The organism is Bacteroidota bacterium (genome assembly GCA_013696965.1).
Taxonomy (GTDB): domain Bacteria; phylum Bacteroidota; class Bacteroidia; order JACCXN01; family JACCXN01; genus JACCXN01.
The window spans coordinates 144,749-159,686 of sequence record JACCXN010000057.1; the positions used below are offsets into that span (position 1 = coordinate 144,749).

The 14,938-nt window shown below is 32.2% G+C and carries 16 protein-coding genes; 8 read left to right on the forward strand and 8 right to left on the reverse strand.

All coding sequences use genetic code 11. The features are described from left to right. Positions 1–69 precede the first annotated feature (69 nt). Positions 70–891, forward strand: a complete 822-nt coding sequence (panB, locus tag H0V01_09205) for a 3-methyl-2-oxobutanoate hydroxymethyltransferase (protein MBA2583546.1) — start codon at positions 70–72, stop codon at positions 889–891. 1 nt (position 892) lies between these two features. Here panB and H0V01_09210 read toward each other — a convergent pair whose 3' ends face one another. The 4 genes from H0V01_09210 to H0V01_09225 are packed head-to-tail and all read right to left on the reverse strand — an operon-like array spanning position 893 to position 3,117. Then, positions 893–1,591 carry a methyltransferase domain-containing protein gene (locus tag H0V01_09210; protein ID MBA2583547.1) on the reverse strand — a complete coding sequence of 233 codons (699 nt, stop codon included), beginning with the start codon at positions 1,589–1,591 and terminating at the stop codon, positions 893–895. Then, positions 1,581–2,060, reverse strand: a complete 480-nt coding sequence (locus tag H0V01_09215; GenBank protein ID MBA2583548.1) for a hypothetical protein — start codon at positions 2,058–2,060, stop codon at positions 1,581–1,583. Before H0V01_09215 ends, H0V01_09210 begins: the two co-directional genes overlap by 11 nt. Before the next feature lie 5 nt (positions 2,061–2,065). Beyond that, entirely contained in the window at positions 2,066–2,350 is a 285-nt protein-coding gene (locus H0V01_09220) for an antibiotic biosynthesis monooxygenase (GenBank protein MBA2583549.1), read from the reverse strand. Next, positions 2,347–3,117 (reverse strand): SAM-dependent chlorinase/fluorinase, encoded by a 771-nt coding sequence (locus H0V01_09225; protein MBA2583550.1) that lies wholly within the window; start codon positions 3,115–3,117, stop codon positions 2,347–2,349. Before H0V01_09225 ends, H0V01_09220 begins: the two co-directional genes overlap by 4 nt. 251 nt (positions 3,118–3,368) lie before the next feature. On the opposite strand from H0V01_09225, the gene H0V01_09230 reads away from it, so the two are divergent. From H0V01_09230 to H0V01_09255, 6 genes are all read left to right on the forward strand, one after another. Then, positions 3,369–4,325 carry a PhoH family protein gene (locus H0V01_09230; GenBank protein ID MBA2583551.1) on the forward strand — a complete coding sequence of 319 codons (957 nt, stop codon included), beginning with the start codon at positions 3,369–3,371 and terminating at the stop codon, positions 4,323–4,325. Positions 4,326–4,545: 220 nt separating this feature from the next. Next, positions 4,546–5,496, forward strand: a complete 951-nt coding sequence (locus H0V01_09235; GenBank protein MBA2583552.1) for a phosphoribosylaminoimidazolesuccinocarboxamide synthase — start codon at positions 4,546–4,548, stop codon at positions 5,494–5,496. Positions 5,497–5,820: 324 nt separating this feature from the next. After that, on the forward strand, positions 5,821–6,408 hold the full coding sequence (locus H0V01_09240; GenBank protein ID MBA2583553.1) for a hypothetical protein: 588 nt from the start codon (positions 5,821–5,823) through the stop codon (positions 6,406–6,408). A 104-nt stretch (positions 6,409–6,512) separates the two neighbouring features. Beyond that, positions 6,513–7,061, forward strand: a complete 549-nt coding sequence (locus H0V01_09245) for a hypothetical protein (GenBank protein ID MBA2583554.1) — start codon at positions 6,513–6,515, stop codon at positions 7,059–7,061. Between the two features lie 26 nt (positions 7,062–7,087). Then, positions 7,088–7,693 (forward strand): hypothetical protein, encoded by a 606-nt coding sequence (locus H0V01_09250; GenBank protein MBA2583555.1) that lies wholly within the window; start codon positions 7,088–7,090, stop codon positions 7,691–7,693. Positions 7,694–7,718: 25 nt separating this feature from the next. Then, the gene (locus H0V01_09255) at positions 7,719–8,357 is read left to right on the forward strand and encodes a hypothetical protein (GenBank protein ID MBA2583556.1); all 639 of its coding nucleotides are present in this window, start codon (positions 7,719–7,721) and stop codon (positions 8,355–8,357) included. 475 nt (positions 8,358–8,832) lie between these two features. On the opposite strand, the gene H0V01_09260 is transcribed toward H0V01_09255, so the two are convergent. The 4 genes from H0V01_09260 to H0V01_09275 all read right to left on the reverse strand — a co-directional run bounded on the left by H0V01_09260 (position 8,833) and on the right by H0V01_09275 (position 13,742). After that, positions 8,833–10,101: a dihydroorotase gene (locus H0V01_09260; GenBank protein ID MBA2583557.1), complete on the reverse strand. Its 1,269-nt coding sequence runs from the start codon at positions 10,099–10,101 to the stop codon at positions 8,833–8,835. Between the two features lie 14 nt (positions 10,102–10,115). Beyond that, positions 10,116–12,158: a BatA domain-containing protein gene (locus H0V01_09265; protein MBA2583558.1), complete on the reverse strand. Its 2,043-nt coding sequence runs from the start codon at positions 12,156–12,158 to the stop codon at positions 10,116–10,118. 163 nt (positions 12,159–12,321) lie between these two features. Then, positions 12,322–13,095 carry a TIGR02757 family protein gene (locus H0V01_09270; protein ID MBA2583559.1) on the reverse strand — a complete coding sequence of 258 codons (774 nt, stop codon included), beginning with the start codon at positions 13,093–13,095 and terminating at the stop codon, positions 12,322–12,324. Beyond that, complete coding sequence (locus H0V01_09275) at positions 13,092–13,742, reverse strand: DUF5011 domain-containing protein (protein MBA2583560.1); 651 nt, start codon at positions 13,740–13,742, stop codon at positions 13,092–13,094. Before H0V01_09275 ends, H0V01_09270 begins: the two co-directional genes overlap by 4 nt. A 261-nt stretch (positions 13,743–14,003) precedes the next feature. Here H0V01_09275 and H0V01_09280 point away from each other — a divergent pair, with 261 nt between their 5' ends. Continuing rightward, the gene (locus H0V01_09280) at positions 14,004–14,411 is read left to right on the forward strand and encodes a hypothetical protein (protein MBA2583561.1); all 408 of its coding nucleotides are present in this window, start codon (positions 14,004–14,006) and stop codon (positions 14,409–14,411) included. Positions 14,412–14,938: the final 527 nt, after the last annotated feature.

A 14,938-nucleotide genomic window follows, 5' to 3' on the forward strand; every position in this document is an offset into this window, starting at 1 on the left:
GTAGCTTTGTAGACAATTAAATGCAAAAACAACATATTTTACCTAATTACTACTTAAAAATTTAATTTTATGTCAACCGCTAAGGCAAGTACAGCAAAAAAAGTGACTACTAATGTACTGCAGGAAATGAAAAAAAGGGGAGAAAAAATTTCTATGCTCACAGCATATGATTATACCCTGGCAAAAATTATTGACGCAGCGGGCATTGATGTAATACTTGTTGGTGACTCTGCATCAAATGTAATGGCAGGAAATGAAACAACTCTGCCTATTACCTTAGATCAAATGATTTATCATGCCACTTCTGTAATCAGGGCAATTAATCGTTCTCTTGTTGTTGTTGACCTTCCATTTGGCTCCTATCAGGGAAATTCAAAGGAAGCATTAACCTCTGCAATTCGTATTATGAAAGAATCAGGGGCTCATGCAGTAAAATTGGAGGGAGGAAGGGAAATACAAGAATCTGTAATAAGAATTCTTTCAGCCGGAATTCCTGTAATGGGTCATCTGGGACTTACCCCACAATCCATATACAAATTCGGGACTTATACTGTAAGGGCAACCGAAGAGGATGAAGCATTAAGGTTAATAGAGGATGCACGTTTACTTGAGGGCATAGGTTGTTTTGCAATTGTGCTTGAAAAAATACCTGCTAATCTTGCTGAAAAAGTGGCTAAAGAAGTTAGCATCCCAATTATTGGAATCGGTGCTGGCAGTGGTGTTGATGGCCAGGTTCTAGTTTTGCATGACATGTTAGGGCTTACCCAGGAATTCTCACCTAGGTTTTTAAGAAGATATTTAAGTCTTTCTGAAGAAATAAATGGCGCTGTTCAAAAATACATTAAGGATGTTAAATCAGTTGATTTCCCTAATGAAGATGAACAGTATTAGATTAATTATGTGTTAACCTTCCAAGGTATTGTTCATTTTCATCTACATAAATTAACTGGAAATTTAAATTAAGCTTTTTTGCTGTTTCCTCCATTAATTCCTGGTGGATATACAGCCATTTGAACCATTTTCCTGTTTCCCCCTCATAAGTATAGCGGTATTTAATTTCGCCAAAGTAATAATCTTGTGGAAATGAATGGTCTTCATACAAATAATCAATGTTAGAGGAATCAAAAAGTATTTGTCCTTTTGATGAAAGCAAATTTTTTAATTTCTGGAGCAGAAGTGGCAATTTGTCAATAGTGCCTGCTATTCCTATTCCATTCATTAACAATAAAAGGGTATCAAACTGTTTTCCTTTATAAGTAAAAATATCCGAATTAATTATATTTTGAATTCCCCTCTCTTTCATAAGTTGAACAGAATATTTTGAAACTTCAAGACCAGTAATGTTCTTTCCTTTTTGTTGCAAAAAAAGAGAATGGCTACCGGATCCAGCACCAACATCAAGAATTTTTCCTTTGCATAATTCAATAGCAAACAATTCGAGTTGTGTAAATTGATGGGGTGACTTTAAAAACAGCTCAAGCGGCACTACTTCTGTATCTCCATAGGAAGTATCCAAAAACAAGGGAGAATTACATTGTTTTTTAAAAAAATCATATAAGGCCTTGCCAGATAAATCTTGATTATTTTTCAACACTTACCTTATTCCAGGAAAAATCAAAGCTTTTAACCGATTCATTTACCAAGCCTTCAATTCGTGCATTAAGTGTATTTTCATTTTCCTGCCAATAAATTATCCTTTGGGGGAAATCATGTTCCAGATTTTCAAATTCAAGCCTTTTTTCCTCTTGTAAAACCAATTTAAAACGGGTAGCCATTTTGCCAGAAGGAATTGCTGTAAAGGTAATTTCAGAATCTATTATTTCAATAAACATCTGCTCTGAAAATACAGTATCACCCTCAATCAGTATATTTCCATTGCCTTCAAGTTTGGCAGGATTATTAAAACGCCAGGTTTCTATAGACAATTCTCCATCCTTCTCATTGATCCATTCTCCTTCAATCCATGACATTTTATTCATAGCCTCTTTATTTTGAATGTTACATGCACATAGGCAAATCAAAATAAGAGCAATTTGTGAATACATTAATGATTTTTTCATGATTTTTATTTTTTTATTAAACTCCAAGCCTGCGGTTTATCCGAGAACAAAACTTTAGTAGATGCCCATGTTTCTTTAAAAAGAAAAGAATTACGGTATTTTTCAAGGTGTTTTTCGCTTTTCCAAATACTATGGGTGAAAAAAATGTTTGTTTGATTTACATCCCTAAGTAATTCCAAAAACTCACATCCATTAAAACTCCTTATTTTTTCACTGGAATTATTAAAGACATTTAAAAAATCTCCTTCCTTACCAGTTTCAAATGTCATTTTTACAAAGCGTATAATCATTGAAATTCTATTCTAATTGTTGAACGTAGTTTTAATCCCAGAAGTGTATCTGCCGGGCCTTTGTTAATTGCAATTTCAAGATTTCCTGAAGAATTAAATACGGCCACAATTTCACCTTCAGAAATTTCGCTGTAGGTTCTGCTAATCGTGTTTATAGTATGGTTAATTCCAAAATCAATTAAAAAAGGCCTTGTTTCACCCATTTTCATGAAGTGATCTCTTGTAATGTTTGTGATCAGGTTACCATAACTATCGATATAGATTATAGCACCTCTTATTGTGTCCTTCTCTATAAAAGCAACCAATTCCATTTTTTGTGCAAATGAGCCAATCTCCCCACCCAAATCTTCTAGTTTGCCTCCTTTTGCTAAATGACATGCTGCCTTTACAAAAATTTCTTTTACCGGGAATTTAGCATATTTATTTTCCGTTTCTATCAATGCAATCTTAGCAGGTAAATCTTCAAGTATGAGTGAAAATACTCCATTGTCTTTTCCAACAAAAAAATGGTTTTCCGATTGTACTGCCAAATATGGTTCGTTTGGGGAGTGTTCATCATTTAATCCAATAATATGCACTGAACCGTTTGGAAATGATCTAAAAGAGTTTTTTATTAAAAAGGCTGCACTTCCTGTATCAAATTTAATTAGTTGGTGAGAAATATCAACAATTACAGCATCAGGAATCAATGTGTAAACAGCACCTTTTATTGCTGCAACATAATGATCTTTTAATCCTAAATCTGTTGTTAATGTAATGACGGACATATTGCCGGAAACTATTTTTAAAAAAATGATTGAATATTTTAGAAACCAAAAGTAGTGAATTAAACCTTTTCAGGATTTTTTTTTAAAATAATCCCAAAACAAAATTTTCCTGAGGGGCGTATAAGAAAAAATGTAACGAAAATAGGAACATTCAAAAGCCATAATACTTTTGTTTGATTATGATTTACTTAAAATTTGTAGGATGTTTGATAATTATATAGAATTCTGTAACTTCATAAAAAACTAATCACGTGAGCGAAAAAATCATCCAACTCGAAGCTGTAAATCCAATTGATTTATATGGAATTAACGATAATAAACTTGAATTGCTGAAAAATGCTTTTCCTAAATTGAAAGTTATTGCAAGAGGAGATACAATTAAAGTAATTGGAGACGAAACAGAGATAGAACTGTTTGAAGTAAAATTAAACCGAATGGTTGAACACTTTCATAAATATGGAAATATCAATGAGAATAATATTGAAAGAATACTAGAAACAATTAAAGAGGAGTCTGGCAAGACTTCTGAAGAAGCTGGTGATGTTCTGGTTTTCGGAAATTCAGGCTTACTCATAAAAGCCCGTTCCGTAAATCAACGCAGAATGGTAGACTCATATGCCAAAAATGACATGGTCTTTGCCATTGGTCCTGCTGGTACAGGGAAAACTTATACTGCCGTTGCTTTGGCAGTAAGAGCATTGAAGAATAAGGAAATTAGAAAAATTATCCTTACCAGACCAGCTGTTGAAGCTGGAGAGAACCTGGGCTTTCTGCCTGGTGACTTAAAGGAAAAACTTGATCCTTACCTTCAGCCCTTATATGATGCCCTTCGAGACATGCTTCCCCCTGAGAAGTTAGCAAGTTATATTGAAACAGGTATTATCCAAATTGCACCTCTTGCATTTATGCGTGGCCGCACCCTTGATAATGCATTTGTTATTCTTGATGAAGCCCAAAATGCTACTGAAAGTCAACTTAAAATGTTTTTGACTAGAATGGGGAAAACCGCTAAATTTTATATTACCGGTGACCTTACCCAAGTGGATTTACCCAGAAACCAGAAATCAGGGCTTGTTCATGCCCATAAATTGCTTCAGAATTTAGAAGGAATTGATTTTGTTTTTCTTGATAATAGAGATGTTTTAAGACATAAATTAGTAAAGGCGATTATTAGTGCCTATGAATCAGAGCAAACTGAAATCAAATAAATTTGAATGTTTTTTTAGCCACTTTTATTTTTTTAAACAGTAAGATTTAGACTTTTAATTCAAGTGAATTAAAAACCAAACTTTCTCTTTTAAACGCCATTAAAATTATGAACATTTTAAGTGTTCATAATTTTAATGGCGTTTAATGTACATAACCAGCTTTAACCCCTTGCATAATAACTTATATGACTATATTTGTTTAATAAAAAAATCATATAAAATGCTGCCAACCATTACCCATACAAATTTCCATTTTAAAGGACAAATAGGGGAAATTTATCACGGAAAAGTAAGAGATGTTTACAACATAAACAATGAAATGCTTGTAATGATTGCAACTGACAGAATTTCTGCTTTTGATGTTGTTTTACCAAAGGCAATACCATATAAAGGACAAGTTTTAAATCAGATTGCTGCAAAATTCCTTCATGCCACCAAAGATATTGTGCCGAATTGGATGATAGCAGTGCCAGATCCTGTGGTTACAGTAGGCCGTTTTTGCGAGCCTTTTAAAGTGGAAATGGTTATTAGGGGTTATCTTTCCGGCCATGCATGGAGAGAATACAAATCAGGTAAAAGAATTGTTTGTGGAGTTCAAATGCCAGAAGGAATGAAAGAAAATGATAAATTCCCTGAACCAATAATTACTCCAACCACAAAGGCTACTGTAGGACATGATGAAGATATTTCAAGAGAAGAAATTTTAAAACAAAAAATTGTAACACAAGATGATTATATTCAACTTGAATCCTATACCAGGGCTTTGTATAAAAAAGGCACTGAAATGGCCTATGAAAGAGGATTAATACTCGTAGATACAAAATATGAATTTGGTAAGTCAGAGGGTATTATTTACCTGATTGATGAGATTCATACTCCTGATTCTTCCAGATATTTTTATCAGGAAGGCTACCAGGAAAGACAGAATAGGGGAGAAGAGCAGAAACAACTTTCCAAGGAGTTTGTAAGACAATGGCTTATTGCGAATGGATTTCAGGGCAAAGAAGGACAACAAATGCCTTTTATGCCTGATGAATTCGTGGAGCAAGTATCAGAAAGGTATATTGAACTTTATGAAAAAATTACTGGTGAAAAATTTGACAGAGCTGAATTGGATAATGTACTTAAAAGGGTAGAATCAAATATTACTAATTTTTTAGTAATAGCTTAAAAAATTATTTCGATAATTTTCAATATTTAAAATCATTGTTGAAGACCTGGAATTTAAGCGCCTAAAAAAGGCGCTTTTTTTGTTTCAACAAGTATGTATCAGTTTCTCTTATCTGCATTTTTTCTAATTAATGCAGGAAATATTTACTCGAATTGTGGATGGTTCTCCCATCTCTTATGATTGTTGTTCTTTCTAAAAAAGATTTAAATCATTAGTTTTTAAATTATTACCCTTTTAGATTTTTCACATTTTATTTCAAAACTATTCTGGCAGAATTTTTTGAACATATTAGGTTAGTCATTAATTAATTTAATAATAAAATGTATGAAAAACATCTTTTTGCTTGTTTCGGGAATGCTGGTAACATTCGGATTTTCTTTTGGCCAGCAAAAATACTTGAGTATGGATGCAACCGGTTTGGTTGAATATGGCTACCGTGATGGAAAATTGGATTCATCCCATGTAAATCCAAAAGTCAATTCTGTTTATAACAGCACAAAATGTATACAATACAAGCGTTCTGCTATGAAGTTCGATAATGTTAAAATTCATCCAAAAGGGAAATTTGAAAATTTAACACTTTTTGCAACATTTGACAGTACAGAACATAAAATTAAAATGAAAGTATATTCGACTTCCCCTGTTGGTACAATTGTGGAAATCCAATTCGCTAAAAAGGGGATAGATAACTATCCAAAAGGAGTGCATAGTCAGTTTCAGGCAAAAACAAAAAAACAGAACGAGTGGGAGGAACTTACTTTTGATTTTGTAAACACCCCTGAAGGAAGCCAGGTAGAATCAACTGAAATTGATGAGATTGTAATTTTGTTCTCCCCCAACGCAACAACAACCAACATTTACTATTTCAGTGATATGACAGGGCCTAAATTAATTGCAGCACTTAAAGAGTAACAATTTTGACAAAGAGATAAATATTAAGAATCGTAAGATAAAGGGAAAGTTCTATGTTGAAATGTATTGCATTTTTATTATTGATTTTTTCAAGCCTCTTTGCATTGGCTCAGAAAAATTACAATACACATCAAGGAAAGGCTCACTATAATTTTGGATTTAGAAATGGAATTTTAGATTCTGTGGCATTAAATCCTTCTCCAAACAAGATTAACAGCAGTACCTATTGTATTAAATACAGGAGAAATAAGGATGAAATTTATGATAATTTAAAATTACAGCTCCATTCTAAACTTGACAAAGTATCATCCTATGCCTCTTATGAGGAGAATGCACCAGCAATAAAATTAAAGATTTTCTCAACTGCTCCAATTGGTACCCAAGTGGAACTTCAATTGGGAAAAAAGGACGAAGTTCCATATCCTGATGGCGTCCATAGCCAATATCAAGCCTTTACTAATAAACAAAACGAATGGGAGGAAATAGTTTTTTTGTTCGCCCAAATTCCATCTGGTAGTCACGTTAATGATAAGCAAGTGGATCAGATCACCATTTTGTTTGCCCCAAATACTCATATTAATAATGTTTTTTATTTTGATGATTTAACCGGTCCGGAATTTGCAAGCCCAGGAATAGTTGTTGCGCTTGAATAGCGAGAAACTTGTAAATTTTGTTTTAAATGAAAACCGCATTAATATTTATGTTTACTGGAATTGTAACAGTCATAAATGCGCAACAAAATTTTAACGATTTTGAAGGTAATGGTTTTCATATAATTGATTACAAAAGTGGGAAAATAAATACCCGAGCCAAAAATCCAAGGATAGATGAAATTAACAGCAGTAAGCATTGCGCAAGCTATACAAGAACTTCTTCTGAGCCTTTTGATCATATAAAACTTTTATTAATTGGGAACCTTAAAGATGTTTCTGATTATGCAAATTACAAGGAAGATTCTCCAAAAATTAAGATGAAGGTTTATACTTCAGCCCCACTTGGAACAATGGTTGAAATTCATTTGGGTAAACAAACGTTAATGGAATACCCATTTTGTATACATAGCCAATATCAGGTAAGAACAACAAAACAAAATCAGTGGGAGCAATTAGAATTTAGCTTTTCACAAATTCCTAAAGGAAGTAAGGTTAAATCTTCTGAGGTAAATCAAATTACGATATTATTTGCACCTGAAACAAAGGGAAAAAAAATATTTTATTTTGATGATTTAACAGGCCCTTTATTCTTAGAGAAAAAAACAATTAGAAAAAACAAAAAGTTTGATTAAATAAAATTTTAGAAAAAAAATTATAATGAAAAAACGATTACTTATTGCCTTACTTATTCTAATAAATTCATTTGGTTATAGCCAGCAAAATTATAATGACTTTGAATTAAATGGAGTTAAGCATTATGATTTTGGATTTACAACAGGTAATCTTGAATCTCCATACACTAATTTTGATACATTAGGATTAAACATTAGTAAAAAATGCGCCATGTATGTAAGGAATGATAGTGCTATTTACGATGTAATTCACCAAAAATTACTTACTAAATTATCAGATGTATCATCCTATGCAACTAATATTACAACTAAAAAAATAAAAATGAAAGTATATTCAAAAGCTCCAATAGGAACAGCTATTGAACTTCAATTGGGCTTGTTTAGTAATGAAGGTTATCCCTCTGGAATACATTGTATTTATACAAGCCAAACTACAGTGAAAAACCAATGGGAGGAACTAGTCTTTGATTTTTCTGAAATTCCTTTTGGAAGTTTGGCTTCCGCAACTGAAATTGACAGATTAACACTTTTGTTTAATCCTAATCCACAAATCATCAAAGGCGATACCTTTTATTTTGATGATTTATCTGGTCCTGAATTATTTGATGTTGGGATTTCTGAAAGTGTTTCTGATATTCAGAATACATTCTTAGAACAAAATTAGCCTAACCCGGCTAGTTATTATACCTCCATTTCCTTCTCATTAAAGGAGTATTCGAATATTCAACTTTATTTATTGGATTTGAATGGAAGAAAAATATTCACCCTTGCTAATGGAAACTATGCAAAGGGAAAACATGAAGTGAGAGCAAATTTAATTGAACTTCCAACTGATTATATATTTATCAGTTACAAACAGATGAGCTTGTTTTTAACAAAAGAATAGTGGTATTTAAAAACGATTTTAAGGAATAAAAGGGATAAAAAAATAGTTTTAAATTAGTTTAACTTAAAGAAATGGCCCTTGCTATTAATACAATCGTTATTTCTATTAAAAAAAAACAAAATATGGAGGTTAATATTCATCCACTAAGGCAAATTATATTGGAGGGTAAAAGTTCAATCAAAATATGCCATTTGGTTAATATTAATGATTATTATTCATCCAATAAGCTTATATTAAATAAGAGGATAAATCTTTAATCACAAAATGACATTTGGTTATTATTAACTACAGCAAAGGGTTTTCCTGTAAATTGAGAACCAACAAACGGAGTGTTTTTCGATTTTGATTTTATATGCTTTTTTTCAAACACCCATTTCTGATTGGGATTAAAAAGGGTTATATTGGCTATTTCACCAACTTTAATGGATGGTACTTTCAAATTTAAAATAGTACGTGGATTAACAGCTATTTTTTCGATTATTTTTTCAATGGAAAGTTTACCATCAAGAGCAGTGTTTGCTGCACCAAAAGCACTTTCCAAAGCAATAATGCCAAAGGCTGCATGGTCAAATTCCCGTTTCTTCATTTCTTCATCCTCAGGACTATGATCAGAACAAATAACATCTATAGTACCATCAATTAGGCCTTCAATTAAGGCTTTTATATCATTTGCAGTTCTTAAAGGAGGTTTTATTTTATAATTGGTGTCAAAGCTTGTTAGGTTATTCTCATCAAGAATAAGGTGACTTGCAGATACTTCAGCAGTTACATTTAAACCACTTTTTTTTGACTTTCTTATTAATTCTACTGAATTGGCAGTGGAAACAGTAGCAAAATGAATTCTTGATTCTGCGTACTGGGTAAGGAATATATCCCTTTGTATCATAAGTTCTTCTGCCAGCCCTGGTATTCCTTTTAATCCTGTTGAAGTACTTACTATACCTTCATTTATTTTACCATCAAGTGAAATGTTTTTATCATCTGGAAAACTTATTATGAGGCCATTAAATGATTTTACATAAAGCAGCGCTCTTTGTAATAATCCTGGATCCGAAAGTGGTTTTTTATCATCAGAAAATGCAATTGCACCGGATAAATGCATATCATACATCTCAGATAGATCTTTACCCTCATGCCTGTGTGATACTGTCCCTACTGGATAAACATCAACAAGAAAACCCTTTGTTTTGTTAAGAATGTATTCAACTTCAGATTTTGAATGGATAGGGGGTAAGGTGGAAGGCATACAGGCTACAGCTGTAAATCCTCCTGCTATTGCAGCATCCATTCCTGTAAAAAGATCTTCCTTGTATTCAAACCCAGGGTCCCTGAAATTTACTCTCATATCAAACCAGCCTGGAGATATATGTAAATTTTCTGATTCTAATAAGGTGGCATTTTCAGCTTTAATTGCTGTTCCAATTTCTTTGATTATACCATTTACAATCCAAATATCTTTTGTTTTGCCATTGTCTGCTGAACCCGTGTCGATTATTCTGGCTGAACGAATGAGGATGTTCATTGGCTTTTTTTGATTTATTTTTTTAGGAACCTCAGTAAAATGATCTCTGTAAATAAAAATAACAGGGCGAATATAATACAAAGTTTCCACAGTCTTTTACCTAAATTCAAATCTTCTAGAGCTGTTGTTAAATTTTTATTTTCTGAATCTAAAATCAAGAAATTTAAAAAACCCATATTTTCAACCAACATTGTGAGCTCTGGTAAAGAATAATAACTTAAATCTGATTCTTTCCTGCTGTAATTAAAGGAAATACTTCCTGCATTCTGGTTTCCTGATTTCAAACTGTAATTGCCTGCCATTTTTAGTTGATCATGTAAAATCAACTGATGTTTCCCATCAATAATTTTGTTTTCTGGAATTATGTCAAAACCATTTTCTTCTGAAATCAACCGGAAAATTTCATCAGCCTGAAGGTTTTGCTTGGATTCAATAATCTCATCCCTGGCAATGGTAAAGAATAAAGGATGAAAAGGTTCGCTATGCATTGCTATGTTGTACATGGCAGGAACAAAAAGAGCATGTTTATGAAAGTTTCCATTTTCATTTCTTAAAGCAACTGCACTTAAATACACAAATCCCTTTCCTGATGCATATTTTGATAGCAACATGTTTCCGTTTTGAAGCCTAATTAATTCTTCTTCATTACTATGTGTTGATTTTGATATTGCGAAATGAGAGGAAACAAAGGGTAAATCCATGTTTTCAGGAATTTTCTCAAATACATTTTTAAATAGTACATGTTCAAGGTTTATTCTACTTGCTTTAGTATAATTAGTATCTAAAGCTGTGTAGTAATTGCTTTTTAATGAAGATAAAAAAATCTTAAATGATTCAATATCCATGTCAGGAGCGGGGATTAAAAAAATGTTTCCTCCGTTATGAACATATTTTTTTAGTTCCTGAGCAAGTCCTGAGCTTACTGTTTTTAATTGGTTTAAAATGATTAACTTATTCTTCACCAACAAGGAATAATCCATATTCTTATCTGAAACATTAGTGAATACAAAAAAATCATCTTTGCCAAATAAAGAATTAAGATAGGGACTTTCTTTATCGCTGTTTATGGCCAAAACAGGCAAATGTTTGGCAACGTTAAAAGAAAAATAAAAATCATCATCATAAGAAATCGGGTAATCCGTAATTTTTACCATCCCTTTGTTTTCCCCGATCTCATTTATTGTAAACACCATTACATGTTCCTGAGTAGAATTAGCTTCAATATTTATACTTGCAGGGGCTTTCTGTTGTCCGTTGATAAATAATTTAAGGGGAACATCCTCAAAAGGTATGTTTGATGCATTTTTTACTCGTATTACTAACTCTTCACTTTGCCCTAGAAGTCGGGTAGGGGATTTAAACCAAAGCGAGTCAATATATAAATTGTTGTTTTGTTCAGATTTTACCGGAACAAGTTTAAATTCAATTAAAGTGTCATTCTTGAAGCTTTCAAAATCAACTATAGAACGTTGAAAATCAGATATAAGAAAAGCATATTTATTGATCTGATCCTGGTTCAAAAGTAAATCCTTTTGGCGTGAAATTATTTCTGAAATATTTTTTACAGCTGGACTAATATTAACCTCATCAAGTTGTTCCAGGAATTCTTCTTTATTTACAATGCGTTGATGCCTGGCTTCAAAATCATTTGTTAAAAGCTGAAATCGGTCGGTGGGTTTGTAAGCTCCTGCAATTTCCTTTGCCTTTTTTCTGGCCTCTTCAAACAAATTCCCAGATTCACCCATTGATTGCATACTAAATGAATTATCCAAAAATATGCTAATTACTTTATCACCTGTAACCGCTTTTTTATTCTCTGAAGGAATATAGGGCTGGGCAAAAGCAAAGACAAGAAAAGAAATTGCTAGGATCCTGCAAAATAATACAAGTAAGTGTTTTAATTGTGATTTGGATTGTGTTTCTTGTTTAACTTCCTTTAGGAACCTAACATTGGTGAAATAGATTTTTTTGAATTTCCTGAAATTAAATAAATGTATAATTACAGGAAGTGCAATTGTTATTAAAGCGAATAAAAATAGTGGAAAAAGGAATTTCATTTATTTTCTAGAAATCTGTTTTTATTCTTGCAAAGATAATTGTTTAATCAGAATGTAAATCTATAACAGCAGCATGTTTTAAAACATAGACTATAATTGATTTTTCAGAAGTAATCCTTTAATTATTTTATTCTTTATAACTCACAACTAAAAAAAATAGTATCTAAAAATTTTCAAAAACACCCAGTCCGAAAAGTGCAAAATCGTATTTTACAGGATCAATAGGATCGAAAAGCAGGAGTGATTCAGTTAATTGTTCTGCTGCTTTCCAATCATTTTGAGACCGTGTGAGTAATCCTAGTTTTCGAGAAACATTGCCTGTATGAACATCAAGAGGGCAAATAAGCTGGGAGGGTTGTATGGATTTCCAAATTCCAAAATCAACCCTATCTTTTCTTACCATCCAACGCAAAAACATATTGATTCTTTTTGCAGCGGATCCTGCCAGGGGATTAGAAAAATGTTTTAAAGAACGGTGAGGGAAATCTATTTCAAAAAAACATTTCCGAGCATTTACAATGCTTGTGGCTACATTTTTATCGGTTTCTTTTATCGAAAAAATTGTTTCCAATCCTCCTTTATGTTTATAAATATGTTGGAGTGAGCGAACAAAAAAGATACAATCAGTCCCGTTAAAGGTACGATGCACGAAATTTTTGAGCTGTCGGCAAGATTTGTTCTCTTCATTGAAATCCATAATGAACTCATAGGGTGAATTGCCCATGTATTCCATTAATTTACGTGCATTATTAATTATTGTTTTTCTTTGTCCCCATGCTATAATGGAGGATAGAAATGAGGCTATTTCAATATCTTCTTTTAAAGAAAATGCGTAAGGGATGCTAATTGGATCCGATTCTATAAAAAAAGAGCGGTTGTATTGTAAATACTTTTCCTCCAAAAAACCTTTTAGGTCGATAACCTGCGTATATTTCACTGTAATTCTCTGGTAAGAATTGTTGTGCAGCTATCTTTGAAAATATTGTACTGTTTAATAATATCCAATGTAACTAGGGTTCCCGAAATGTTTATTTTCCCTGTTCCGGAATAAATAGTATCAAAAATGGCTTGTTGGGGAATTGTTAACAACTGGCCAGTATTGCTTATTATTATTGCTTTTATTTTTTTTTCCTGGGGCAAATTGTTGTATCCCTTTAGGTAAATGGAGTTGGTATTAAAGTCCTCTTTCTCGATAGAAATAAAATAATTTTCATTGTTCATTGATGTTTCACTACAAGTTTCAGAAGCCTCATAAATAGAGCTAAGAGATATGTTGTTATGTGAAACAAAACAAATTCTTGTCATTTCTTTTGCATGGTTTCCTGAGGCATCAGTTACATTATATCTAACATAATATATACCCGAAACATTAGGATCAGGCAAACCTGTACTTTTAACAAGATAGGTAATATCACCGTCTTTTTTATCGGTTGCCCTAAAACCAGGTTCCATATATTTATTTCCTATAACCATAGTAAAATTAGAATCACCATACAAGGTGATAACTGGTGGGGTTTGATCCTCCTTAAAGCAGGAGGTTAATAAAATTCCGGTAAAGAAAAATAAAAGGAGGTTCTTAAGCAATGGATTAACAGATTAAATTGTATTTGAAGTATGTATAAACGCTAAATTTAGCTTTTCTAAATAGAATTTAACTGTAAAAATAAAAAATATTTTTTTTCTAAATTGAAATGCCTTTATATTTGGTTTATTTTCCAAAATTGACTCTAAAACTATACTATTTTTATTTTTAGAAAAAATATCTAATAAATTTACAATAAGTAAATTAAAATATAGTTAGATTTGCACAACAATCAATTAAAACCATTTAAAACTAAACTGATTATGAAAAAATTATTAATAATGGCAGTAGTTGCAGGCGCTGTTTCATTAACTTCATGCGGACCAAGCGCAGAAGAGAAAGCTGCAAGAGAAAAAGAAATTCAGGATTCAATTGCAAGTGTTGAACAGTTAAGAATGGATTCAATTGCATTGGAAGAAGAAATGGCAAGAGTTGCTGCAGAACTTGAATTAGCTAGACTAGATTCAATTGCTGCTGCTGAAGCTGCTGCTTCTACAAAAACAAGTTCTAAGACTAAAACTACTACCAAAACAACCACAACAACTACGGTAGAACCTAAAAAAGATCCTGAAAAAGATAGAGCTGGATCAGGCAAAACTGCTACAGATGCTCAAAAAGACAGAGCAGGTAGTACAGGAAACCCTGTTGAAGATCAAAAAAAGAGAAATTAGTTTCACGATCAGCTTACAAAAGAAAAGCCGTTTCATTTATTTGAAACGGCTTTTTTTTGACCGAATAATTTTAGGCTTAAAAGAATTCTTTCCTTTTGGATTTTCCATTTAGATTAAACTTATTTCTAAATTAAAGTTGATATGATTTTTGATTAGCTATTAAACAGCTTTCATACCAATACATCTGGGTTCTACATATATCTCTCCAGTTTATACCTTTGATAATTACCTAAATAGTTTAGGTGCGTATCTTCTGATTGATCTATGAATCTAATAATCGTCATTTCTGATACAGATTGTGTTTTTTAATTTGTTTATTCCTTAAACAGCTTTTACAATTGCATCCCACTTAGGTATTCAATACTGCAATCTCCATGAATAATTTTAGTAATTAATAAATGGAAGAGTTATAATGGTGGAACTTTTCAAAAGCCTATTAAAAACACCTTAGGCTTTTGTATAAATTGAGGCAATGATTAATGTTATAGATACAGCAAATAATTGGGTATACTTAAATGGGAAACAAC